This is a genomic window from Paraburkholderia fungorum, from assembly GCF_900099835.1.
GTDB lineage: Bacteria > Pseudomonadota > Gammaproteobacteria > Burkholderiales > Burkholderiaceae > Paraburkholderia > Paraburkholderia fungorum_A.
On record NZ_FNKP01000002.1, the window covers coordinates 456,931 to 480,827 of the forward strand.

General features: G+C 57.4%; 20 protein-coding genes. 15 read left to right on the top strand and 5 right to left on the bottom strand.

The features are described from left to right. Positions 1-323 precede the first annotated feature (323 nt). From BLS41_RS18165 to BLS41_RS18205, 9 genes are all read left to right on the top strand, one after another. Positions 324-1,406 carry an ABC transporter ATP-binding protein gene (locus tag BLS41_RS18165; protein ID WP_074767265.1) on the top strand — a complete coding sequence of 361 codons (1,083 nt, stop codon included), beginning with the start codon at positions 324-326 and terminating at the stop codon, positions 1,404-1,406. Then, positions 1,396-2,322 carry a carbohydrate ABC transporter permease gene (locus BLS41_RS18170; RefSeq protein ID WP_074767269.1) on the top strand — a complete coding sequence of 309 codons (927 nt, stop codon included), beginning with the start codon at positions 1,396-1,398 and terminating at the stop codon, positions 2,320-2,322. Before BLS41_RS18165 ends, BLS41_RS18170 begins: the two co-directional genes overlap by 11 nt. Beyond that, on the top strand, positions 2,319-3,206 hold the full coding sequence (locus tag BLS41_RS18175; protein WP_074767271.1) for a carbohydrate ABC transporter permease: 888 nt from the start codon (positions 2,319-2,321) through the stop codon (positions 3,204-3,206). Before BLS41_RS18170 ends, BLS41_RS18175 begins: the two co-directional genes overlap by 4 nt. Before the next feature lie 223 nt (positions 3,207-3,429). Continuing rightward, on the top strand, positions 3,430-4,764 hold the full coding sequence (locus BLS41_RS18180) for an extracellular solute-binding protein (RefSeq protein ID WP_074767274.1): 1,335 nt from the start codon (positions 3,430-3,432) through the stop codon (positions 4,762-4,764). Between the two features lie 118 nt (positions 4,765-4,882). Next, a complete protein-coding gene (locus tag BLS41_RS18185) occupies positions 4,883-6,403 on the top strand; it encodes an arabinosylfuranosidase ArfA (protein ID WP_074767276.1) in 1,521 nt (506 codons plus the stop codon). A 40-nt stretch (positions 6,404-6,443) separates the two neighbouring features. After that, positions 6,444-7,214, top strand: coding sequence for a FadR/GntR family transcriptional regulator (locus tag BLS41_RS18190; protein WP_074767280.1), 771 nt, complete (start codon positions 6,444-6,446; stop codon positions 7,212-7,214). Between the two features lie 259 nt (positions 7,215-7,473). Then, positions 7,474-8,760 (top strand): MFS transporter, encoded by a 1,287-nt coding sequence (locus tag BLS41_RS18195; RefSeq protein ID WP_074767282.1) that lies wholly within the window; start codon positions 7,474-7,476, stop codon positions 8,758-8,760. Between the two features lie 107 nt (positions 8,761-8,867). After that, positions 8,868-9,728: a class I SAM-dependent methyltransferase gene (locus BLS41_RS18200; RefSeq protein ID WP_074767285.1), complete on the top strand. Its 861-nt coding sequence runs from the start codon at positions 8,868-8,870 to the stop codon at positions 9,726-9,728. A 227-nt stretch (positions 9,729-9,955) separates the two neighbouring features. Continuing rightward, positions 9,956-11,185: an SGNH/GDSL hydrolase family protein gene (locus BLS41_RS18205; RefSeq protein WP_074767287.1), complete on the top strand. Its 1,230-nt coding sequence runs from the start codon at positions 9,956-9,958 to the stop codon at positions 11,183-11,185. A gap of 67 nt (positions 11,186-11,252) precedes the next feature. On the opposite strand, the gene BLS41_RS18210 is transcribed toward BLS41_RS18205, so the two are convergent. After that, complete coding sequence (locus BLS41_RS18210) at positions 11,253-11,753, bottom strand: MarR family winged helix-turn-helix transcriptional regulator (RefSeq protein WP_074771031.1); 501 nt, start codon at positions 11,751-11,753, stop codon at positions 11,253-11,255. Between the two features lie 278 nt (positions 11,754-12,031). On the opposite strand from BLS41_RS18210, the gene BLS41_RS18215 reads away from it, so the two are divergent. The 4 genes from BLS41_RS18215 (at position 12,032) to cqsA (ending at position 16,794) form a co-directional block, all read left to right on the top strand. Next, a complete protein-coding gene (locus BLS41_RS18215) occupies positions 12,032-13,129 on the top strand; it encodes an aromatic ring-hydroxylating oxygenase subunit alpha (protein ID WP_074767290.1) in 1,098 nt (365 codons plus the stop codon). Next, a complete protein-coding gene (locus BLS41_RS18220) occupies positions 13,126-14,085 on the top strand; it encodes a PDR/VanB family oxidoreductase (RefSeq protein ID WP_074767293.1) in 960 nt (319 codons plus the stop codon). The genes BLS41_RS18215 and BLS41_RS18220 overlap by 4 nt, the downstream gene beginning before the upstream one ends. A 74-nt stretch (positions 14,086-14,159) precedes the next feature. Next, complete coding sequence (locus tag BLS41_RS18225) at positions 14,160-15,218, top strand: aromatic ring-hydroxylating oxygenase subunit alpha (RefSeq protein WP_074767295.1); 1,059 nt, start codon at positions 14,160-14,162, stop codon at positions 15,216-15,218. Positions 15,219-15,504: 286 nt separating this feature from the next. Continuing rightward, a complete protein-coding gene (gene cqsA / locus BLS41_RS18230) occupies positions 15,505-16,794 on the top strand; it encodes an alpha-hydroxyketone-type quorum-sensing autoinducer synthase (protein WP_074767298.1) in 1,290 nt (429 codons plus the stop codon). 67 nt (positions 16,795-16,861) lie between these two features. Here cqsA and BLS41_RS18235 read toward each other — a convergent pair whose 3' ends face one another. Beyond that, on the bottom strand, positions 16,862-17,869 hold the full coding sequence (locus BLS41_RS18235; RefSeq protein WP_074767301.1) for a response regulator: 1,008 nt from the start codon (positions 17,867-17,869) through the stop codon (positions 16,862-16,864). After that, complete coding sequence (locus BLS41_RS18240; protein WP_253189704.1) at positions 17,866-19,107, bottom strand: sensor histidine kinase; 1,242 nt, start codon at positions 19,105-19,107, stop codon at positions 17,866-17,868. The genes BLS41_RS18235 and BLS41_RS18240 overlap by 4 nt, the downstream gene beginning before the upstream one ends. Before the next feature lie 818 nt (positions 19,108-19,925). Between BLS41_RS18240 and BLS41_RS18245 the strand changes: the two genes are divergently transcribed. Both BLS41_RS18245 and BLS41_RS18250 read left to right on the top strand, forming a co-directional pair. Further along, complete coding sequence (locus BLS41_RS18245) at positions 19,926-20,573, top strand: DsbA family oxidoreductase (RefSeq protein WP_074767307.1); 648 nt, start codon at positions 19,926-19,928, stop codon at positions 20,571-20,573. Between the two features lie 341 nt (positions 20,574-20,914). After that, a complete protein-coding gene (locus tag BLS41_RS18250; protein ID WP_074767310.1) occupies positions 20,915-21,733 on the top strand; it encodes a hypothetical protein in 819 nt (272 codons plus the stop codon). Between the two features lie 251 nt (positions 21,734-21,984). Here BLS41_RS18250 and BLS41_RS18255 read toward each other — a convergent pair whose 3' ends face one another. Next, a complete protein-coding gene (locus BLS41_RS18255) occupies positions 21,985-22,299 on the bottom strand; it encodes a DUF4148 domain-containing protein (protein ID WP_253189705.1) in 315 nt (104 codons plus the stop codon). Positions 22,300-22,431: 132 nt separating this feature from the next. Further along, a complete protein-coding gene (locus BLS41_RS18260; RefSeq protein ID WP_074767312.1) occupies positions 22,432-23,526 on the bottom strand; it encodes a porin in 1,095 nt (364 codons plus the stop codon). Positions 23,527-23,897 lie beyond the last annotated feature (371 nt).

A 23,897-nucleotide genomic window follows, 5' to 3' on the forward strand; every position in this document is an offset into this window, starting at 1 on the left:
TTAACTAGCCTAATCGATCCGGCATTATCGAAAATCCTTAATGGATTTTACGGATTGCCCGAGGAATTAACCTGATTGGCATCGCTAAATGCGATGCCATTTGCATTTAATAGTTCAGAAAATCACCTGACCAGTCAATTTGCGCCAAGAAAAATTCAATCGTGACAGGTGGTTAAGCGCGTTAACCCTACTCATACCCAAATCTGAATACCTTGATATCGAAACAGGGATTGGACGATTCGCGCTAACCGACATTATTATATTTTCATAATACCAAAGCAGTGAATAACGGCAGTTCCGAGACATAATTCCCAGGAGGCACGGTGACGGGCATTCAGCTCAACGGCGTGACAAAAAGGTATGGCGAGACTGAAGTCATTACGGGTCTCGACCTGAATATCCACGAAGGCGAATTCCTCGTCTTTTTAGGCCCGTCGGGTTGCGGCAAGTCCACGCTGCTGCGGATGATCGCCGGCCTCGAAGGCGTGAGCGAAGGCCAGATCAGCATCGGCGGCCGCGAGGTCACTAACCTGCCGCCCGCAAGGCGCGATGTCGCGATGGTGTTCCAGCACTACGCGCTCTATCCGCACATGACGGTCTACGACAACATGGCGTTCGGCTTGCGCAATTCGGGCGTCGACGCGAGCGAGATCGAGCGGCGCATTACCGAAGCCGCCCGCATGCTCGAACTCGATCCGTTGCTCAGGCGCCGGCCTGCGCAACTGTCGGGCGGTCAGCGGCAGCGCGTCGCGATTGGCCGCGCTGTCGTCAAGGAACCCGAAGCATTTCTGTTCGACGAGCCGCTTTCGAATCTCGATGCATCGCTGCGAACCCGTACGCGGGTCGAGCTGGCGCGCATTCATCGCCGCCTGAATTCGACGATGGTGTTCGTCACGCACGACCAGATCGAAGCGATGACGCTCGCCACGCGAATCGTCGTGATGAACCGTGGACGCATCGAACAGATCGGCGCTCCGCTCGATATTTACCGGCGTCCGGCCACGCGCTTCGTCGCGGGCTTTATCGGTGCACCGGCGATGAACTTCATCGACGTGGAGCCCGCTGGTGAGAACGGTGGCCGCCTGCTGGTTCGCCTGCCTGTCGATAACGTCGTGATACCGACGACCATCGCCACCGGCAGCTTGCCGTCAAGGCAACTCACGCTCGGTGTGCGTGCTGAACACGTGGTGATCGACGCCAACGGTCCGCTGACGGGCCGCGCTGAATTTGTCGAGCGTCTCGGCGATCGTTCGCTGGCACACGTGAGTGTGCCCGGCTGCTCGCTGATCGTCGTCGAGATTCCGCGCGACTATGAATTGCAGGCTGGCGATCCGATCCGTTTGAATATCGACGCAGCGCATCTGCACATTTTCGACGAAAGCGGGACGGCGCATCATGGCGGCTGACCGCTCGCTGACGGCCGGATTGCCGAAAGCGCGGCAACGCCGTTTCAACTATCCCCTCGCGTCGTGGTCGAACGGACTGTTTGTTTTGCCGTTCGTGATTGTCTATGTGCTGCTGCTGGTGGTGCCGCTGGTGTACGGTTGGTGGCTAAGCTTGCAGAACGTCGATCTGCTCGGTGGCACAACCGAGTTTATCGGCATCAAGAATTACGTCGACCTCGCATTCGATCCGATCTTCCGCGGCGCTGTACGCAATACGTTCTACTTCGTTTTCCTGACTGTGCCGATGTTCGTCGCATTGGGTCTCGCGCTCGCGCTGGTGCTCAACCGGCCGGGCCGTTTCAGCGCGGCGCTGCGGGCGATTTTCTTCGGCTCGTCGGTGTTGTCGGTGACGATCGTCACGCTCGTCTGGAAACTCGTGCTAATGCCTGGTCACGGTCTGCTGGCCGATGTCAGCCACGCGCTGAGTATTCCTGAGTTCGTGCCGCTGGTTCACGAATCCACTGCGTTGCCGATGATTGCCGTCGTCACCGTATGGTGGATCGTCGGCCTGCCGATGATGCTGTTCCTTGCTGCACTTCAGCAAATCCCGCAAGAACTCTACGAAGCCGCTGCGCTCGATAACGCGTCACGCTGGCGCACTTTCGCGTCGATCACGTTGCCGTCGATCCGCCGCACGCTCGCACTCGTGGCGGTAATCGAAGCGGTGTTCCAGTTCCAGTTGTTCGGGCAGGCCCAATTGCTGACCGATGGTGGACCGAACAACGCGTCGCGACCGCTCGTCCAGTTCATTTATGAATCCGGCTTCCGCCAATGGTTGTTCGGCTATTCGGCTGCCGCCGCCCAGGTGCTGTTTCTGCTGATGCTGATCGGCATTGCGGTGCAGGCATGGATCGTACGCAGGAAGGATTCCGTATGAGTACTGCTGCTCTCAAATCCGCTCCCGGGCCTTCGCGTCAGGAGGGTACGCGTGGCTCGCTCGCAGGCCGCTTCGGCGAGCGCCTGATGCTTGGCGCCGTCGTGCTGCTCGCGCTGGTCTGGATTGCACCGCTCGTGTGGGTGTTCGCGCTGTCGTTCAAGCCGAATGCTTTCCTGCAGCAACACACCGACGTGCTGTTTTCGCCGCCTTTTACGCTGGAGAACTACACCAGCATCATCGGGACGTCCGCAGTGGGCGGCTGGTTGATCAACAGCGCGATAGTCGCGTTGGGGCAAACGTTCCTCACGCTGATTATCGCGTCGCTCGCGGGTTACGGTTTCGCGCGCACCACGTTTCCCGGCAAGAACGTGCTCTACGTGATCTGCCTCGCGGGGCTCGCGGTTCCCGAGCAGGCGCTGGTGATTCCGCTGCATAGCATCTTCGCGGCACTCGACTTGCACAATACGTATGGCGCACTGATCATGCCGCGGCTCGCCTCGCCATTCGGTGTGTATCTGATGACGCAGTACTTCAAGGCCGTGCCCGTCGATATCGAAGAGGCCGCGTTGCTCGACAATGCATCGCGTTTCAAGGTGTTCTGGCGCATCGTGTTGCCGCTGTCGATTCCGGCGCAAGCCACGCTCGCGATCTTTACTTTCCTGAGCGCGTGGAACGACTACCTGTGGCCGCTCGTGTCGGCGTCGAAGCCGGAAATGTACACGCTGACCATCGGACTCGCATCGACGCAGGGCAACTTCGCGCAGTCCGAAGGCATTGGTTATCTGATGGCGCAGGCGGTATTCGCCGGACTACCAATCTTCGTGTTGTATCTGTTTTTCCAGAAGTACATTGTGGCCGCCGTGGCTGGCACCACAGTGCGCTGAGTTGTTGGCTTGCCGATGTCGCAATTCGCTTTAATACGTTATCACGTTGATAAAAAGAACCGGTCACGCCTTTGACCGACCTGCGGCCGCGCGATATTCACGAAAAGCGTGCGGCTGGTAACCATCGTAAATGGAATCGGATTAACCGCGATGAGACCGGGGTGAGCGCTGAAGCGCCTGCTCTCGCCGACACGCCAACTCCGATCGACATAGGAGACAACCCATGAAGAAATCGCTCGTGCGCGGTGCGCTTTCGCTCGCCTTGCTGGGACTGGCCGCCGGCGTTGCCGCTCCGGTTCAGGCTAAAACCGAGATTACGCTGTCGCGTTTCTTCGGCGCCTGCGACGCTGAATACGGCAAAGTGAACGATGTCAGCAAGGCGGCGGGCGAATGCGGGATTATCACGACGCTGGTCAACCAGTTCAACGCGACGAATAAGGAAGATATCGTCGTCAAGCCGCAGATCATCGAATGGAATCCGTACTACACGCAGATCGACGCGCGCATTCTGAGCCATGATGTACCCACTATTTCAGTCATGCACGAAGCGGTTCTCGGCGACTATGTAAAGCGCAAGCTGGTCGAGCCGCTCGACGACGGCTTCAAATCGGTCGGCGTCGATACCAAAGATTTTACGGGCAACGCGCATCGCGGCGTGACGTTCGGCGACAAGACCTACGCGCTGCCTTTCGACACGCATTCGTGGCTCTGGCATATCAACATCAATCTGTTCAAAAAGGCGGGTCTGGTCGACGCGAGCGGCAAGCCGATTTTGCCGACCACGCCCGACGAACTGCTGAAGCAGGCGAAGCAGTTCAAGGAGAAGACCGGTCTGCCGTATATCACCATGCCGATCGCGAACGAAAGCGCAGCGCAAACGCGTTCGCTGTACTCGATGGTGTATCAGCAGAACGGCACGCTGTTTCCGAATGGTCCGACCAAAATCGATCTTCATAACAAGCCGGTCACGAACTCGCTGCAATTGCTCGACAGTCTGATGAAGGCAGGCGACATTACGCCGAATCTGGACTACGGCGCCGCGAATCAGGCATTCATGAACGGCAAGGCAGGCGTGCTGATCTGCGGAACGTGGATGATCGAGGACCTGACCAATCTGTCTAACAAGCCTGGCTCCGCGCTTGCGAATAACGGCTATGAAGTGGTGCCGTTCCCGAATCTGTTCCAGAAGAAAGCGGTGTGGGCCGACGGCCATTCGTGGGTGATGCTCAAAGGTGGCGCAAAGGATGAAAAGACTCGCCACGCTGCGCTGGTGTTCCTCAAGTTCCTCTACGACCACGATGCGGACTGGGCCCGCACAGGTCATTTGCCTGCGCGTCAGTCGGTGATCGACAGCGCTGCGTTCAATGCGTTGCCGCATCGTTCGTCCATCAAGGAAATCTCGTCGACGGGCTATGCATTGCCGAACACCGTGCCGCGTCAGTTTGCGATTCAGGAAATTGTTGGCGACGAAGTGAGCAACATGCTCACCTCTGGAAAGTCGATTGCGGATGTCCAGCAACAGGCGGAAGACCGCGTGAACAAATTGCTGTCCAGGTAAGCAGGCAATCAGGTAAGCACGCAATCGCGTTACTCACGACCCTTTCGGAAACCGATGTCCCACGCGTGTCGCCAATAGACCACACGCGTGGGCGGATCTCACAACAGGACTTATCACGATGATTAATTCACGCCTTGTCGTCGACCGGGATTTTGTTGTCGCGGACCTTGACCGGCGCGTCTTCGGCACCTTTGTCGAACATATGGGCCGCTGCGTTTATACCGGTATTTACGAGCCGGATCATCCGAATGCCGACGAGCGCGGCTTTCGCAAGGACGTGATGGAACTTACGCGCGAACTCGGTCCGACGATCGTCCGTTATCCTGGCGGCAATTTCCTGTCCGGCTACAACTGGGAAGATGGTGTAGGCCCGAAAGAAAAGCGGCCGAAGCGTCTCGACCTCGCGTGGTATTCGGTGGAGAGCAACCAGTTCGGCACCAACGAATTCATCGACTGGTGCCGCGAACTCGATATTGAGCCGATGTACGGCGTCAATCTCGGCACTCGCGGCCCCGATGAAGCCCGCCATTTTGTCGAGTACTGCAATCATCCGGGCGGCACGGCGCTATCGGATTTGCGTCACGAGCATGGCTATGAGAAACCGCACGACATCAAGTTCTGGTGTCTCGGCAATGAGATGGACGGCCCGTGGCAAATCGGCCGCAAGACCGCCGACGAATACGGCCGCACCGCGCTCGAAACCGCCAAGCTGATGCGTGCAGTGGACCCGACGATTCAACTCGCCGCGTGCGGTTCGTCGACGCATGAAATGGCGACGTACGGCATGTGGGAAGACCGCGTGCTCGACCACTGCTTCGATCAGGTCGATTTCATTTCGCTCCATACGTACTTCGAAAATCGTCACGATTCGACGGCGGAGTTCTTCGGCAACATCGACGTGATGGACCTGTTCATCAAGGAGATTGTGGCAGTTGCCGATAGCGTGGCGGCGCGCAAGCATTCGACCAAACGCATCATGCTGTCGTTCGATGAATGGAACGTCTGGTACAAGGCACGTTCGATCAACGATCTGCGCAAGCCGGGTTGGCCGAGTGCGCCGCGTCTGATCGAGGAGGTCTACAACGCGGAAGATGCGTTGGTAGTGGGCGGTGCACTGATCACGATGATGAACAACGCCGACCGCGTGAAAACCGCGTGTCTCGCGCAACTCGTCAATGTGATCGGCCCGATCATGACCGAGCCAGGCGGCGCTGCGTGGCGGCAAACGATTTTCTATCCGTTCTCGCAAGCCTCGAAATTTGGTCATGGCCGCGTGCTGAAACCGGTGATCGATTCGCCGACTTATGAAGCCGAGACCTTCCCCGAAATCGCGTACCTGTGTGCATCCGTTGTCGATGATCGTGCGACCGGCACTACGACGATCTTCGCGCTGAACCGCCATCTGACCGACGAGATGGAACTCAATATCGAGTTGCGCGGACTCGGCGCGGACCGCACACTCGATCACGCGCTAGAGTTGCATCACGCGAACCTGAAGGCGGTGAACACTGCCGATGCGCCGATGACGGTGGCACCCGCTACCAACAAGCAGGTCGTCGTGGATGGCGAGAAGATCACCGCGCGCCTCAAGCCGGGTTCGTGGAACGTGATCGTCACGACGTCGGCCAAGCGCAGCTAGACGCCAGACGTATCGCACGGATGTCGACGAAGGAGGGGTGATGTTTGAGCGTGAGCCGGTCGTTGGCACCATGACTGCGCAGGTTGCGCGGATCGTCGGAATGAGGATCGTCTCGGGCGAGTTCGGACCGGGCGATCTGCTTCCGGTAGAAAGCGAGCTGTGCAGCGAGTACCGGGTGAGCCGCACGACGGTTCGTGAGGCGATCAAGCAACTCACCGGCAAGCGCCTGATTGAAGTGTCACCCAAGATCGGCACGCGTGTGCTGCCGTTCTCCGACTGGAACCTGCTGGATCGCGATGTACTCGCGTGGCGGCTCAATGCACAATTCGATTCGAAGATCGTCGAAGACATCTTTGAAATGCGCATCTGTTTCGAGCCGCGCGCGAGTTTTCTCGCGGCACGTCACGGCAGCGATGAAGATCTTCAGTTAATCGATCGTCGTTATCGTGAGCTGGCGAGTGCTTATGCGTCTCCTTCCGCGCAATCGGATGTGCGGGCTTCGGTCGAGGCGGTGCTGGAGTTTCATATGGCGATCATCACGATGTCGCAGAACGGCATGTTCATTACCATCGGGAGCGCGATCAAGGCGGCGTTGCGGGTGTCGTCGGAGATGCTTTACCGGCAGGCGGCGAAGCCCAGCGAAGATATCGCCTTGCACGACGACGTACGCAGCCGGATCGTTTCGCGACAGCCGGAGGAGGCGTCGGCCGCGATGACGCGGTTGCTCGCGGCGTCGCGCGAACGGATGTTGCGGTACACGATTACGCCGAAGGAAGCCGGTGGCGGAGTGAAAAATTTACCGCCATCGTGATATGTCATCGTATGTCTATCTGTTCGTTGATCCACTTTTTATTAGGGAAGACCCGGGTAAATGCTAGTTTTCTCACGCCCACGCTGATCCTTATACTGGCGAGGAAGTACGACGACATATGATGTCCAGCTCGTGAGAGCCAGATTTCACCGTCGACGCCGGATCATCGGAACCGGGCCATGCTCCGTCCACTTGCGCCGCTTCATCGAACCGCGCATTCGGGTGACACGCATTGTTCGGGGCACGTGAGGAGAGAAGAGTGAAATCGAAATACCGCTGGGTAATCGCCGCGCTGCTGTTCTTCGCCGGCATGCTGAATTACCTGGATCGCGCCGCATTGTCGGTGGTCGCGCCAATCATCAAGGCTGATCTGCATATCAACGACGCGCAGATGGGTTTGCTCTTCAGCAGCTTCTTTATCGGCTATTGCGTGTTCTGTTTCGTCGGCGGCTGGGCCGCGGACAAATTCGGCCCGCGCAAAGTTTTCATGCTCGCGGCGGGTTTCTGGTCGATGTTCTGCGGTGCGACTGCATTCGCCGGCAGCTTCGGCACGCTGATGGTCGCGCGCGTCGCCTTCGGCGTTGCCGAAGGGCCGATGGGCACCACTACCAACAAGTCTATTTCCAACTGGTTTCCCCGCCGCGAAGCAGGCCGCGCAGTCGGTCTGACGAATGCCGGGCAACCGCTCGGTGCAGCGGTCGCTGCGCCGATCGTCGGACTGGTCGCGCTGCAATTCGGCTGGCGCATTTCGTTCGTGGTGATAGCGGTACTCGGCTTTGTGTGGATGGCGTTCTGGTGGCGCTGTTTCCGCGATCAGCCAGACGAGCATCCGGCTGTATCGAAGGAAGAAGCCGAGTGGATCGTGGCCGACCGTCATTTGACGGCGACGGTCAATGCCGATTCTTCGAATACCGGACACAGCGTCTTTCACTACCTGTTCTCGTTGCCTGTGCTTGGCGTCGCGATGGCGTTCTTCGCATTCAACTACGTGCTCTACTTCTTTCTTTCGTGGCTGCCGAGTTATTTCACCGATTACCAGCATCTGGATATCAAGCACATGAGTGTGGTCGGTATCCTGCCCTGGCTGGGTGCAACGCTTGGTTTTGTATTCGGCGGCATGATTTCGGACGGACTGTATAAGCGCACCGGCAATGTTCTGTTTGCACGCAAGACGGTCATCATCATGGGCCTTGGCGTGGCAGCTATTTGCGTGATGCTTGTGTCGCGAGTGAGTTCTCTCGTACCTGCCGTCACATTGATCGCGGTGGCGAGTCTCTTTGCGTTCATGACACCGCAAGCGTGCTGGTCGCTGTTGCAAGACATCGTGCCGCGTGAGCGGATCGGCGCAACGGGCGGCTTCGTGCATCTGCTCGCGAATCTAGCGGGTATTCTTTCGCCGAGCATTACCGGCTTCATGATTCAGTACGGCGCGGGTTATTCGTCGGCGTTCGTGGTGGCGAGCGCGCTGGCAGCGGTGGGTCTGATCGTGTTGTGGTTCTCGGTGCGCGAGCATAACGTTGCACGCTTGCGCAGTGCGCCGGTTTGATTGAGTGCACGTTGATCGTGCCGCATGTTTTTCTATATAAGGCGATGCGGCACTCGCAGTACTATTAGGTCCCATTCGGTCGATACGACCCGACAGGACTGACTATCATGAGCGATCAACAGCAAGTGGCACCGGACAGCACGGCGGCGCGAGTCGCGCTGTGGCGTGCGCTGCATGTCGAAGCCGATGCCCCGCCACACGTGCTGGACGACGAGATCGGCCTCAAGCTGCTCGCGCCCGGCGACGACTGGCGTCAGCGCGGCGACATGGACCCGCAATTCACACGGCCGTTTCGAGCGTCGATCGTCGCGCGGGCCCGCTTCATCGAAGATCTGGTCGTGGAGCAGGCCGCCCGTGGAGTGGAGCAGTACGTGATTCTCGGTGCCGGGCTCGACAGCTTCGCGCAACGGCGGCCCGAGATCGCATCCCGCATCAAGGTATTCGAGGTCGATCAACCCGGTCCTCAGGCATGGAAGCGTCAGCGTCTGATTGAACTCGGCTACGGCGTGCCGGAGTGGCTGCATTTCGTGCCGGTCGATTTCGAACGAAATGAAGCGTGGCGGCAGGCGCTTTCGAACGCCGGCTTCGACGACAGCAAACCGGCTATCGTGGTCTCCACCGGCGTGAGCATGTATCTGACGAAAGACGCAAACGCGGCGACGCTGCTTCAAGTGGCGTCTTTCGCAACCGGTTCCACTTTAGCGATGACGTTTCTGCTTCCGCTCGAACTGGCGGATCCCGAGGTTCGTCCCGGTCTCCTGATGGCGGAGAAGGGCGCGCGAGCCAGCGGTACGCCCTTTATCAGTTTCTACACGCCGTCCGACATCGTCGCGCAAGCCCGCGACGCCGGCTTTAAGGACGCACGGCATGTGTCAGCGAACGATCTTGCCGCGCTTTATTTCGCAGACAGATCCGATGGTCTGCGTCCGCCGAACAATGCGGAAGAACTGTTGGTGGCGAGTACCTAGCTCGCGTATTTACCTTACTCCGCAAAACCAGAACTCGCGTCGGTCGATTTCATAAATCGATAGTCCGCTTTTTCCGTCGATACTTTTCCGCTCCAGAACAAAAAGGAAAAGAGATGAGACGACGCGAGACAAATGCAGAACGGGAAGCCCGTTTTGATCGCCATCACGGTAACGTAATTCGACATAAGCACGGCACGAGCGCACTCGCAAAGTGGAGTGCCGCGTTGATGACGCCCGCGCTAATCGGGCTCGCAGGAGCCCACGCGGCCGAAAGTCCGCAACGGGGCAACTGGGTCAATAGCTGGCAGGGAAGTCCGACTAAAGGCGCGACTTTCGACACCAAAGCCTGTCCTTCCGACGTCGGCGTGCAGGATCAGACAGTCCGCAATATCGTGTACCTCAGCACGGGCGGCGACCGACTCCGCGTGCGGATTTCAAACGCGGGCGGAGCGGTGCCGTTGCGGGTCGGCGCGGCCTCCGTCGCCCCTTCTTCAGGCGATGGCCCCGGCCTCGAAGGCGATTCGCATGTGCTGCATTTCAGCGGCGCACAGGAAGTGGTGGTTCCCGCAGGTGGCGAAGCGCTCAGCGACGTGGTCGATCTACCGGTGAAATCGTTCGACGCGCTTGCGGTCAGCGTTTATCTTCCGGCGAACACGGGGCCTGCCACGCAGCACTTCCTCGCGACGCAAACGAGCTATCTGTCCGCAGGCAACCAGACCGGAAGTGGCAACACGGTTGCGTTCACGCGCCCGGTGAGTTGCTGGATGTTCGTCTCTGGCGTCGATGTCGACGCAGCGCCCACAGTCAAAGGAACGCTCGTCACGTTTGGCGATTCGATCACCGACGGCTATCTGTCGACGACCGGCAAAAACCGTCGCTTCCCCGACGCACTGGCACGCCGGATGTCGCTGCGCAAAGGTGCGACGCTGTCGGTTTCCAATGCGGGCATCAGCGGTAACGAGTTGCTGACGAACCGCGATCAGGCGATGTTCGGCGTCCCGGCCAGCGAGCGTCTGGCGCGCGACGTGCTGACTCAACCGGGCCTGCGCGCCGTGGTGTTCCTCGAAGGCATCAACGATATCGGCGACAAGTCGGCCAAGGCGGAAGACATCATCCAGGCCATGCAGCAGGTCATCGCGCAGGTTCACGCGGCCGGAGTGCGTATTTACGGCGGCACGCTCTTGCCGTTCATGGGATCGAATAGCACCTACCACACCGACTACGGCACGCCGGCGGGCGAACAGGAGCGGCTCAAGGTGAATGAGTGGATCAGAACGAGCCATGCATTCGACGGAGTGATCGACTTCGACAAGGTGACACGCGATCCGACCAACCCGGACCATATGCGCGCGGTATTCGATAGCGGCGACCACCTGCATCCGAGCGATGCGGGTTACGAAGCGATGGCGCGCGCAGTAGACCTCGATATGATCTTGTCCAATCTCGGCCGCCACTAAAAGGCGAATGGCGATCGTGGCGAAGCCTCGCCACGATTCGCTTCGCGCCAGATGTTCAACGACGTTGCTAATCTGAAGCTGCGTCGTCGGTAGAGCTGCGCAGCGGCGCGCGACTCTGATCGTTATTCAAATGCACGAATTTCCGCAATAGGCGCAATAGCTGTTGCGCGTCTTCTTCTCCCATTCCGTCGAGCAGGCCGTGACTCAATGCATTGACGGCGGGAATAAACTGAATGAGTAGCTTCTCGCCTTCCGGCGTCAGCAGCAGACGACGTTGGCGACGCGGCAGAACCTCGCGAACAATCCAGCCCTTTGCTTCGAGCCGTACGGCGATGTCGGCGGTGGTCGACGTATCGAGGCCGACCCGTTGCGCGAGAGTGACCTGATCCAGTCCGGGCAACTCGTGAAGCATTCGCAGTATCGAGTACTGGACGGGCGTCACTTCGCGACCCAGCAATTCATGAAACATGGACACTGAAATTTGATGTGCCCGTCTGATCAGATGCCCAGGCTGATCGTAGAGGTCGAGGCTGATCGCCGAAGCGGTGTTGTCTGGTGATGTGGCCATGGAAATAGAGAAAAGCTGTTGACTGGCACGCATCGGAGGTCGCCGATGTTTGCGACAGTGCCGGACTTTGCAAGCGTGAGCATTGTCCACGATCGCCGCGTTTGCTGATTGAAAGTCGGTGTTAGGGAAAACCTTCATTTAATCATCAAAGTTATATTGAGTACACTGAATCTCAATAAGTGTACGGAATGAAGGGTTATCGCGACTCGTCAGTGGACTTATCGACGCCAACCAGATTGAAGCCGTTGCGCGCACTAAAAATAAGGAGTGAGACTCAAATGTTCCCCAAGAACGCGTGGTACGTCGCGTGTATGCCCGACGAAATCACGGACAAGCCGTTAGGTCGCCAGATCTGCGGAGAAGCAATGGTGTTCTATCGAAATGCGGATGGCGCTGCCATCGCATTGGAGGACTTTTGCCCGCATCGGGGCGCACCGCTGTCGCTGGGTTTCGTGCGTGACGGCACGCTCGTTTGCGGTTATCACGGACTCGAAATGGGATGCCAGGGCAAGGTGACCGGTATGCCCGGCCAGCGCGTCAATGGTTTTCCTTCTATTCGCCACTATCCGGTTATCGAACGTTACGGTTTTATCTGGGTGTGGCCCGGCGATGCGACTCAGGCCGACGCGGCGAAATTGCATCATCTGGAGTGGGCGGAAAGCGCGGAATGGGCATACGGGGGCGGCCTTTATCACATTCGTTGCGACTATCGGCTGATGATCGACAACCTGATGGATCTCACGCACGAGACCTATGTGCACGCGGACAGCATCGGGCAAAAGGAAATCGACGAAGCCGCGCCGAAAACCACGAGCGAAGGCGATACTGTCACGACGAGCCGCTTTATGGAAAATGTTGCCGCGCCGTCGTTCTGGAAAATGGCGTTGCGAGGCAATGGCCTTGCGGACGATGTTCCCGTCGACCGTTGGCAGATCTGCCACTTCTCGCCGCCGAGTCACGTGCTGATCGAAGTCGGTGTCGCGCACGCGGGTCATGGCGGCTATCACGCACCGGCTAACAGGAAAGCTTCTTCAATCGTGGTGGATTTCATTACGCCGGAGACCGAAACCTCGATCTGGTACTTCTGGGGCATGGCGCGTAACTTCCGTCCCGATGATGCGGCGCTGACGGCCAGCATCCGCGAAGGACAGGGCAAGATTTTCAGCGAAGACCTGGAGATGCTGGAACGCCAGCAGCAGAACCTGTTGAAGTGGCCGGACCGCAAATTGCTCAAATTGAATATCGATGCCGGTGGCGTGATGTCGCGGCGCGTGATCGATCGCTTGCTCGAACTCGAGCAAGTTAATAAAGAAGAAAGCGAAAGTGCGCCGCAGTCCCCCGTTTCACGCGTTATTCCAGTGCGGGCGGCAACGTGAAGGATTCTATTTTGAATGTAGTCGTCACTCGCAAATGCAGTGAAGCTCTCGATATTGCGAGTTTCGAATTGGCCGGAGAAGACGGCCGCTCATTGCCGTATTTCGCTGCCGGCTCGCACGTCGACGTGCATCTTCCTGGCGGATTGGTGCGCCAGTACTCGTTGTGCAATGACCCGACGGAAACGCACCGTTACGTTATCGCGGTACTTCGCGACGAACGGGGCCGGGGAGGATCGAAAGCGGCGCACGATCTACTTCACGAAGGTGACCGGCTCCAGATCAGCACACCACGCAATCACTTCGCTCTGGCGCATGAGGCGGCTCATCATCTGCTGCTGGCCGGCGGAATTGGCGTGACGCCGATTCTTTGTATGGCGGAACGTCTCGCGGCATCGGGTGAGTCTTTCGACATGCACTACTGCACGCGATCCAGAGAGCGAACCGCCTTCGCGGAGCACATCGCGCAGAGCAAATTTTCGGCATCGGTCCAGTTTCATTACGACGATAGTGGATCGATGTTGGACATCGATCAGGTGCTGAAGACTGCACAGGCCGATACGCATCTTTATGTCTGCGGTCCTCGCGGATTCATGAACGCTGTACTCGATACTGCCCGCGCACTCGGTTGGCCGGAAAACCGCCTGCATTATGAGTTCTTTGGCGCATCTGTCGACCAGAGCGCAGCGAGCGGTAGTTTTCATGTGCGCATTGCCAGTAGCGGCGCCACGATCGAAGTGCCGTCGGAATGCACGGTTATTCAGGCTCTGGCGGCGAATGGGATCGAGATAATGACGTCGTGCGAGCAGGGTGTGTGCGGTACGTGTCTTACTCGGGTTCTATCAGGGGAACCCGATCACCTCGACTCCTATTTGACGCCCGAAGAACAGGCGGCCAACGATCAGTTCCTGCCGTGCTGCTCACGCGCCAGATCTCCGTTACTCGTACTCGATCTGTAACGACGCGAGGCCGGCTTTGAAAGCAGGTCGAGGCACTCGTTTATCCGACGAGCGAATACTTTTCTGATGGCGATATGAATATGCAAAGCACTGACGCTATTCCCGCTTCCCCAGCGCACTCCTTTCCCATGAACCAATGGTGGGTAGCGGGTTTTACGTGGGACCTGAAAGACGCACCGCTTTCACGAAAAATTCTGAACCGCCCAATTGTGTTCTTCCGGTTGCCGTCAGGAGAAGTCGGTGCGCTGGAAGACAGATGCTGTCATAAGGAGTTGCCGCTGTCTTGCGGAAAAGTCGAAGAAGGCGGCCTGCGATGCGGTTACCACGGCCTGCTGTTCAATTGCGCGGGTACATGCATTGAAATACCCGGACAGGAGCGCATTCCGTCGAAAGCGAAGGTGATCTCTTATCCGGTCAAGGAGCAGGACAAGATCATCTGGGTGTGGATCGGCGCGACGCCGGACGATTTGCCGACTAAAGCGCCGCCGTCCTATCCCATTCACGGCCACCCGGACTTTGCAGTTGGCGGGGGCGGCTATCACTACGACGCGCCTTACCAGTTGATCCACGACAACCTGATGGATCTGAGCCATCTCGGGTATGTGCATCTGAAGACTATTGGTGGTAATGCGCGCGTTCATATGAATGCTGAGACGAAAGTGAGTGGCGAAGGCGACGTGGTGCGTCTCGTCCGGTTGATGCCGGATTCCGAACCGCCGCCCACTTACACCGCTGCGTGGCCTTTCGAGGGCCGTGTCGACCGATGGCAGGAGATCGAATTTCACGTGACTCACGTACGCATCTGGACAGGGGCAATGGACGTAGGTTCAGGGCATTTCGATAACCCTGATCGTGCCGGCTTTCATATGCGCGGGTTCCATGGAATCACGCCCGAAACCGACACTACCACTCACTACTTCTGGAGCGTCGCGACCAATCCGCATCCAGACCGCGAGAACGCCGCGCAAACAGTTGTGGAGCAAACGGCGGCCACATTCGATGAAGACAAAGCCATCATCGAAGCGCAGTACCGGAATCAACTCAATTTTCCGACCCGCTCGCGGCTCGATATTCATGTAGACGTGGGTCCTAATCGCGCGCGTCGAGTCATCGAGCGACTCATCAACGCATAACAGTCAGTACTTTTTACTTGAAAGTTACTGGTACTTCGGAACGGTTTTCAAACGCGTGGAGAAAACCGTTCAATTAGCGATGTTATCCATTTCGCATTCGGCAATGCGTCGAATCTTTGTGTAAGGAACTCGTCGTCAATCGCCACAACGTAGCTATTAGAGTCTTTTTTCAAACAGATCGTGCTTTATAAAGCATAACCTCGAAGACTTTGCTTACGCGTCATAAATGACAGGCTCACTATGGACCCGCTGTCCGCTACGGGTAGCTAACCATAAGGAGCTGAAAATGAAGAATGCTTTCAACCGGTCGACTCCGGACCACTCCCGGCCAGCGTTGCCGGGTTTCGTCACTTCGCGTGTCGAAAAGTATTACCGCGAACGCGTGCAGGAGACCTGGAATGGCGGGCATATCATGCATGGCCTCGTTCCGGGAGCTGATGCGTTGCATTTGTCGAGCAACGACTACCTCGCCATTGCCCGGCACCCGGACATTATTGCCAGCGTCGCCAGAACGCTGCTCCAGAGCGGTAACGGGTTATTGATGTCAGCGGTATTCCTCCACGGCGACTGTCCTCAACTGCAATTCGAGAACCGGTTGGCGACTTTCATGCACGCGGAATCGGGCGTGTTGTGTCAGTCGGGCTATGCGGCCAATACCGGTTTGATCCAGTCCATTGCATCGGAGCAAACGCCGGTCTATGTCGACATGATGGCGCACGCTTCGTTGTGGGAAGGTGTCCGCAGCGCAGGCGCGGTGCCCGTCGCTTTCCGGCATAACGATGCACTCCACCTCGAACAGCAAATCCTGCGATATGGACAGGGCGTGGTACTGGTCGATTCGGTGTATAGCACGACTGGCAGTGTTTGCCCGCTTGCCGAACTGGCGGATGTGTGTGATTTGCACGATTGCGTGTTCGTTGTCGACGAATCGCATTCCCTCGGCACTCATGGTCCGCATGGAGCGGGACTGGTGGTCGAACTCGGGCTCGAGTCGCGCGTCGCATTCCGTACCGCGAGTCTTGCGAAGGCATTCGCCGGGCGGGCTGGTTTCGTCACATGCCCTGTCGAATTCCAGGAGTACTTCAAATGCGAATCGAACCCCGCCATTTTTAGTTCGACTTTGCTGCCGCACGAAATCAGCGGACTCGACGCGACGCTTTCGGTAATCGAGCGCTCAGAGCGGCGGCGCGTGAGGCTTGCGTCGAGTGCCGCATGGTTGAGGCAGCGGCTGACGGAGTTGGGGTACAACCTGAATGGGAGTCAGAGCCAGATCATCGCGCTTGAAGCAGGCACGGAGCAGCGCACCATCGTGTTACGCGATGCGTTGCAGTCGCGCGGCATTTTCGGCTCGGTGTTCTGCGCACCGGCGACACCACGGAATCGCTCGCTGATCCGGTTGTCTATCCATGCAGGTTTGAGCGATGCCGAACTCGAAAGAGTGGCAAGTGTGTGCCGCGACATTCGCAGTGAGGTCGAACTCGACAAGTGGCCGTCTACACGCCGTCTCGGCGACGAGTTGTCGTCACGCAGACGCAAGCGCGAGTTTGTCAGCGAGAGAAGTGCGGTAACGGCCTGATGGCTTTATAAACCGATAGTGCGGTAGCAACTGGACGAGGAGTGCGGATTCGCGGACTCCTCGTCTTTTACATATCGCGGTCAAGTCTTTCGAGGTAGTTGTCGTAGCTGATTACACGATCCAGATCCAGTCCTGGTGGATTCGGAATGACTGCATAAACATAACTCTGCTTGCCGTTCAATTGCGTTGCCGTGTGCATATAGTCCTGCCATGCGATGCAGCCGGCCGGATAGTGTCCATCGGATTGCCAGAAGTACGGCAGACTGTGCCGACTGTCCAGCGCGTCCAGAAAGCCCGCCGGTGCACCCTGTTCGACGGCGATCTCGCGTAGACCCCGCAACGTTTCTTCCGTATGCACGATCAGCAGATAAGAGTTGCCTGCGCTGTCGAGCATCAGCAGTCCGCTGGGGCAGTACGACAGATAGTGTTCGACAATACCCAGAGAAGAAGAGAGTGCACTCACCCGCGCGGAGAGCGTTTCATCGCGCAGAAACGCGTATTCCGACACAGCGAGAGTATCGAGTATCGACTGGCACACGTCGTCGAAATAGGCCTTCTGCAAATCTTGCACAGCGCGGTTCAGCGCCGGCACCGCCGACGCATCCTGCTTGCGAATGAAGCGATGAATAATGCCTTCATTGAAGCTCTGCACGGCGATATGCTCGTCGGCTTTGCCGGTCAACATGATCTTGCGCACTGCCGGGTCCGTCATGCGGCGGCAGAACTCGAGGCCGTTCATGCCAGGCATGTCGTAATCGATGACCACCACCGACATTGCGCGGAACCGGTGAGCGTTGAGAACCTGCTGGCGCACCGTTTTGACGCTCAGCGCAATAACCTGCTGGGCGACGTCTTCGTCGGTGCGGTCGCGAAACGGCGCGAAAATCGGTTCGTCGGAGAGACCGGCATGAGGACGGTTATTCACGAACTCGAGCGCGTCGGCAGGCGAACTGAAAAGACGGAACGCGAGCCCTGGGTCAAGCTGAAGACACAGGTTCGACAGAAAGGTCGAACTGTCGTCGACGAAGGTCACTGTCGTCGGAAAATAGAAAGGCTTGATTGCGTGCTTCGTCATGGCCGGGGAAACGTCAAAGTGAACTCGGTAAACATTCCTTCGACCGATTTGCATTCGATCGAGCCACCCATCGCGCGCATTACGTCGCGACAGAAGGCAAGGCCGATGCCCGTCCCGATCGACGCGTCATCGACACCGGTCGGCGAGGTATAAAAGCGCGTGAAAATGTGCGGAAGAACATTCGGCGCGATTCCCGCTCCGGTATCGCGAAACAGCAGCTGATTGTTTCGCGGGCCGCTTACGAGCCGGATCGAGATCAGCGCGCTTTCCACGCTCGCCATGCCGCGCAATGCGTTTTTCAGAAGATTGAACAGAACGTGGACCATCAGCATCTCGGAGCCATGGAAGCTGAAGTCAGTGGCGAGATCGGTGAGTACTTTCTGGCGCTCGCCTTCGCGGAATGGATAGCGCTCGAGTGAGTTTCTGACCGACTGCGCAATCGAGCAACTGACGGCGCCGTGTGAAAAGCCGCTCGTAAAGCGTGCATTTGCGAGCAACATGTCGATAATCGCATTCGAGTGAATCGCTTCCTGTTCGATGCGCGATAGCACGCCGTCCATTGACTGGAGATGTACCAGGCGAACGCGCGGAACTTCCAGTTGGCTCTGCTGGGCGATCGAATAGGCTTCGAGCAGCGAAGGAAGATGGCGGCCAAGCCCGGAAGCACCGGCACGGATCGCGAGAAGCGGAGTACGCAATTCGTGGGCAATGCTGCTTGCCGTGGCGAGCATGGCGCGTTCCTGTTCGATCCTGACGCGATCCATATCGTAGTTCGCCACGACACCGATGGCGACCGCGAACGAGAAAATCGCAAGGTGGATCGGATAGGTCGCGCCGAAAACGATCGGGTCAGTGGTGAGGCAATACACGAGAAGTGCCACGCCGACGCCAATGATGAAATTGAGCATCAGCATCAGCCAGTCGAGCAGCACCGCCAGCACGAAGGCAGCGATCAATGCACTTTCGATCCATACCGTGGAGCCATTGTTCTTCAACAGCATGAACGTGAAGAAGAACGGCAGCGAATAGAAGATCGTTGCGTACCAGTAATAGGGCAAGAATCGCTTTGCGCGTTCCGGCCAGCGCCCGGAGAACAGAATGGGGACGAACAGCGCGGAGCCGATCAACCGCAGCGGCAGGTTCTCGTAAGTCTGCGGAAAGAGATCGTGCCAGACATAGTAATAAAGCGGGAAGCCGATGATCGCAATGATCGCGAGCGGACGCATTCTGCGACTCATGTATTGCAGATTGCGCGCGGCAGGAACAAATGCCCTCGCGAGTAGCGGACGGATCGCTCCCAGCTTACGAATGCCCCACGGCGGTATTCTGGTTGTGCTCATCTAGATGAAATCAGGAAACTACCAGGAATTTCCGGAGCGCTTTTGCTGCCAAATTCGCTCCCCGTTTACGCGATCGACTTGAAAAACGCAGGTAATGCGTTTGGACCGCGTTTTGCGAAGTCCGACTCAGCCGTTACGTTACGCCTTCAGGCCTGCTTGGATATTGATCCTGATCGGCTGCGCTATTTATGTCGTGGCAAATGCTGAATATGCACAATGGATTGGTAATGCGAGCGATAAATTCAGCAGGCATTTCGTAATCGTCTATTGCATGTCAATCAAAGGATAGGCGTCACCATGCTTTTTTAATCCCTTTAAATTCAATGGTTTGTATATGTATGCGCCAAAAGCATAGGAGGTGAATCAGCTCAATTGTAAAACCCGTTCATCAATGACCGCGATGCTGCGCAGCAATTCCGTGCATTAGCGTGAATGACACTTAGTGTAGCGTTCACTAAATGTATTATCTAGCGTTCAGCGTAAATGAATGAGCGGAAGTGGATGGCATACATAAAATAGTTATGATATGTCTCGGAATTTTTCGGTAACGGTTTCATGATGAAACGGTTTTTGCCTTGTGGATTTGTCTATCTGCGAGCCGTAAGCGCCTGCGTCCGCTGTGCGCTGCAAGACCCGGCAATCCAGGCTACGCTGGCAGGCAGCCGTCTCTCCTGCCACGCTCGTGGCGCAACAGGTTAAACCAGGTCTGAAAAGCCATGAAACAGTCGCTCACCATCGATTTTGTCTCCGATATCGCGTGCCCCTGGTGCGCTATTGGACTCTCGTCACTTCAACTCGCCCTGTCCCGCCTGAGCGACACGGTGGATGCAAAAGTCGTCGTGCATCCTTTCGAATTGAATCCGGACATGGAATCGGGCGGCGAGGATATCGTCGATTATCTCGGCAAGAAATATGGACGCACTCCGGAACAGATCGCCGAAACTCAGGCGATGATCCGTGAGCGAGGTGCAAGCGTCGGTTTTGAATTCGGCCCACGTACACGCGTGTATAACACTTTCGATGCGCACCGCCTGATTCATTGGGCCGGTCTCGAAGGTGCGCAGTTGCCACTCAAAATGGCTCTGCTTCGCGCATATCATGCCGAGGGCCGCGATCCGAGCGACCATGAAGTGCTGATCGAGGCGGCGCAATCAGTCGGACTCGATGCTGTGCGGGCGCGCGAGGTCCTGCAAAGTGGGGAGTACGCCGCCGAAGTTCGCGCGGAAGAGCGGAACAACCATGCGATGGGTATTCAGTCAGTGCCGTCCATCATATTCAATCGCCGCCATCTGATGACCGGCGGTCAGCCGGTTGAAGCCTTCGTACAGGGCATCCAGCAGATTCTTTCCGGGGCGGCAGATTGAACCGCGGGCCACATGTGTCATGTGGCCGAACAGAACACCGATTTTCTTTGCTAAAGCACGGCCGGGTGTCGATGTTCCTGACCCCGGTGCGCCGACGAATATTGATTCGCGGGTAGGGGAACATGTGGTTCCGAAGTGGCGGATGGCGAGAACATATTAGTTTAGCCAAATACCTTACCAATTATTTTCCCTCAGATCGAATCCGCGAAAAGAATCGGTAAGCCAGTCTCACTGAATGTGCTCTTAGATTTGAGCTAATTCGGCCGTAATAGCGACTAACGTTTCCACAAACTGGATCGACCTCTCTGCGGGAGGTCTCGCTAATCTTACGGGGTACATTGATGTCCATTTCCGCTTTATCGGGAAGCACTGGCAGCACGCCGGCATGGTGGTCGAGCAATGCGAAGACCTATTCACCGGCAGACGACTCCGACTCGTCGTCGACTGACAGTGCGTCGGCCACCAATCCGCTGGCCGCTGCAATCGCGGCCGCACTCGCGCAGATTGGCGTGTCTTCCGGCAGCACATCGTCGACGGCCTCGACTCCTGACTCCTCGTCAATTGACTCGACGTCGGCCACTTCTTCGACTTCCGCTAGTGGGATCAACGCGGCGCTTCAGCAGTTCCTTGGCGGCTTGTTTCAGGCAGCGGGTCCGGGATCGGCGTCGTCCGCTACCGACGGCACGGTTTCGATCAGTATCTCCGAGACGATAGACGGCGTGGACGCAAGCCCTGATACAGACTCCACCGACGACGTGGACGATACGGATGACGCGGATAGCACTGATGGCACAGATGATGCCGACGTGGCCTCCGATGACACCATGCTTGAGCCGCCCCCTCCGCCGCTAATTGCGCAAGGCTACGGTGGTGATCTGGCGTCGGCGCTCCAGAGTCTCGCGCAGTCGCTGACGTCGTCCTCTGCGTCGAGTGCGGATTCGGACAATACGTCGGCGGATGCAAATACAACAGATACGTCGTCGGATGACGGGTCGCTGTCGGATAATTTTCAGAATCTCCTGACGGCGCTGGGATCGCCGGGTGATCCGTCGTCCGCCAGTTCGACCGCGAATCTGCAAACGTTTCTAACCACGCTTGCGAGTAGTTTGCAAAACGGTACGTCTAACGTGAGCGGGATTTTTATCAGCACAACGGCCTGAAATCAGGCGGTAGATGCAAGTAGGGCATTCAGATCGAAGAGAGCTGATGCCCGTGCGGAAAAATGCTTGCGGTGCCCTGGCGGAAGAGGGTGCGCGCCGATAGAGAATTAGATTCTGACATCCGGCGCGCAACACAAGCTGTAACTATCGTTTTTTTTTCAGGCAGATTCGAAAGCCCGTTCTACCCTTGCGCCCAGAAAGAAAGATTGAGCGGCGCGTGTCAGGTGAGACAATGCCTCGCCGCCAAATTCTCACTGACTTGCGCCGTGAGCGGCACCTGTCTTTTTCTCTGCATTCTGAAGATCTTTCGAGTAGTTTTCGTCGTCTCGTGTGGCCGGATTGACGCCAGCATCCTCGAGTTTCTTGAGTTCTGCATTCTTCCTGGCGCGGGCTTCTTTGCGCGCGGCTTTGCGTTGTGCTTTAGCCGCGCTTTTCGACGTCGGCGTAGATGCTGCCGCGCCCGTCGCCGGCACAGAAGATTCCTGTGCGAATACCGACGATGTTCCGACCGACAACGACGCAGCAATAGTCAGCGCCGCAAACAGGTGCATCCTGATTCGCTTCATATTCTTCTCCTGTCAGGTCGGGATCGCGGGTTCTGAGTAGCAGTGGACCCGTTCCCAACCATTGTTTTCTGAATATCGAATGCGACGAACGAGGCCGGTGAGTGAGCCCCATTCGTCGCCTGCATCTGCGGATTAGAAACGCGTATGCAGGCCCACGCGCGCAATGGCCTGGGTGGTGCCACTGGACGCGCCGTCCGAGCTGTTCATGCCGTTGATCTGCGCGAGGCCGCCTGAGCTTGCACGCTGATACAGGCCGAGTACATAGACGCTTGTACGCTTCGACAACGCGTAATCGACAATACCCGCGACCTGATGAGCATGGTTGTTGTCGACGACCGAGTTGCCTTTCATGTACATATACGATGCACCCGCGCTGAGTGCCGGCGTGAAGTTATAGTGCGCGCCTGCCGAACCCTGATACACCGAGCCGCCGTTCGCCGAGTTATGGACAGTGGTAAACAATGCGTTGGTGTACCACGCGCCAAACTTGTAGTGCGCGCCGACGCCCCAATTGCGCACGCTGACCTGTGGCGATCCGGCGGTGTAGTACTTGATATTCGTGTAGGCAGCGTTGGCGCCGAAAGAGGCCGCCGCGTAGTTGAGGGCGAAGCTTGTCGAGTTGCCCGCCCCAATCGAGCCTGCTACGCCGCCGAAGCCGTACATCGCGCCCGCGCTGAATCCATCGAAAATCGGCGTGACGTATTTAACCGAGCTGGCGATACGCTCACCGGCCATGCGGTCCCAGTCGAATGCACCGGTTGCATTCGACGGCAGATCGAGCTTCTGGAACGGACCTGCGCGGAAATCGTAAAAGTGGCCTGAAATTTCAGCCGGGTCATTCCCGCCGAAATACAACGAGTCTGTCATGAAGTCATACTGATTGCCCATGGTGAACTTGCCAAGGCGGTCATTGACCAGGCCCACCAGCGACGTGCGGCTGAACAGACTCGAGTTGGGCATGAATTGCCCGTTGTTGACCTGAAACTGATTCACGAGTTCGAAGATCGCTTTGGTGCCTCCGCCAAGATCTTCCGAACCTCTCATGCCCCACAGATTCGGGCCGTTCACGCCGTCGTCCATCTTGACGTTGCTCTTGCCGGACTGATTGCTCACATACGTGATGCCTGTGTCGATCATGCCAAAGAGAGTGACGCTGCCTTGAGCATGCGCCGCCGTAGCGATAAAAGTACCTGCGAGAACTGCGAGTGCAATTTGCGTCTTTTTCATCGAAATGATCTCCTTCTTTTATTTAGTAATTCCAAATGATTCAGTTTGTAAATAATGAATTTTTTTCGGGCGGTCGTTGCGCGCACTGACGTCGCTTAACCGGATCACGGCCTCCCTCCAGAGGCACACGGCCCACACCGGCGGAAATCTGCTGCTGCGGTGAGTTACGTGGTCAACGCGATGAGTGCGTCGATACCACCGTAATTTGCGCTTTACCGAACGTGTGTATCGATCGTCTCCGGGTATTTTGTTTCTCGTGCGGTGCAGCAGCGACGCTGAACGGGGTTCAATATAGTCGGCGCGATGACCGTAAGGAAGTGGCTAAAACCGTCGGAAAATCGGTCGATGTCATTCGCAGTATCACCAGAAAT

Excerpts from the sequence above, each read along its gene's own strand:
- BLS41_RS18170 (WP_074767269.1), top strand. The coding sequence starts at position 1,396 with ATGGCGGCTGACCGCTCGCTGACGGCCGGATTGCCGAAAGCGCGGCAA.
- BLS41_RS18175 (WP_074767271.1), top strand. The coding sequence starts at position 2,319 with ATGAGTACTGCTGCTCTCAAATCCGCTCCCGGGCCTTCGCGTCAGGAG.
- BLS41_RS18180 (WP_074767274.1), top strand. The coding sequence starts at position 3,430 with ATGAAGAAATCGCTCGTGCGCGGTGCGCTTTCGCTCGCCTTGCTGGGA.
- BLS41_RS18185 (WP_074767276.1), top strand. The coding sequence starts at position 4,883 with ATGATTAATTCACGCCTTGTCGTCGACCGGGATTTTGTTGTCGCGGAC.
- BLS41_RS18190 (WP_074767280.1), top strand. The coding sequence starts at position 6,444 with ATGTTTGAGCGTGAGCCGGTCGTTGGCACCATGACTGCGCAGGTTGCG.
- BLS41_RS18200 (WP_074767285.1), top strand. The coding sequence starts at position 8,868 with ATGAGCGATCAACAGCAAGTGGCACCGGACAGCACGGCGGCGCGAGTC.
- BLS41_RS18205 (WP_074767287.1), top strand. The coding sequence starts at position 9,956 with ATGACGCCCGCGCTAATCGGGCTCGCAGGAGCCCACGCGGCCGAAAGT.
- BLS41_RS18210 (WP_074771031.1), bottom strand. The coding sequence starts at position 11,753 with ATGGCCACATCACCAGACAACACCGCTTCGGCGATCAGCCTCGACCTC.
- BLS41_RS18215 (WP_074767290.1), top strand. The coding sequence starts at position 12,032 with ATGTTCCCCAAGAACGCGTGGTACGTCGCGTGTATGCCCGACGAAATC.
- BLS41_RS18225 (WP_074767295.1), top strand. The coding sequence starts at position 14,160 with ATGAATATGCAAAGCACTGACGCTATTCCCGCTTCCCCAGCGCACTCC.
- cqsA (WP_074767298.1), top strand. The coding sequence starts at position 15,505 with ATGAAGAATGCTTTCAACCGGTCGACTCCGGACCACTCCCGGCCAGCG.
- BLS41_RS18235 (WP_074767301.1), bottom strand. The coding sequence starts at position 17,869 with ATGACGAAGCACGCAATCAAGCCTTTCTATTTTCCGACGACAGTGACC.
- BLS41_RS18240 (WP_253189704.1), bottom strand. The coding sequence starts at position 19,107 with ATGAGTCGCAGAATGCGTCCGCTCGCGATCATTGCGATCATCGGCTTC.
- BLS41_RS18245 (WP_074767307.1), top strand. The coding sequence starts at position 19,926 with ATGAAACAGTCGCTCACCATCGATTTTGTCTCCGATATCGCGTGCCCC.
- BLS41_RS18250 (WP_074767310.1), top strand. The coding sequence starts at position 20,915 with ATGTCCATTTCCGCTTTATCGGGAAGCACTGGCAGCACGCCGGCATGG.
- BLS41_RS18255 (WP_253189705.1), bottom strand. The coding sequence starts at position 22,299 with ATGAAGCGAATCAGGATGCACCTGTTTGCGGCGCTGACTATTGCTGCG.
- BLS41_RS18260 (WP_074767312.1), bottom strand. The coding sequence starts at position 23,526 with ATGAAAAAGACGCAAATTGCACTCGCAGTTCTCGCAGGTACTTTTATC.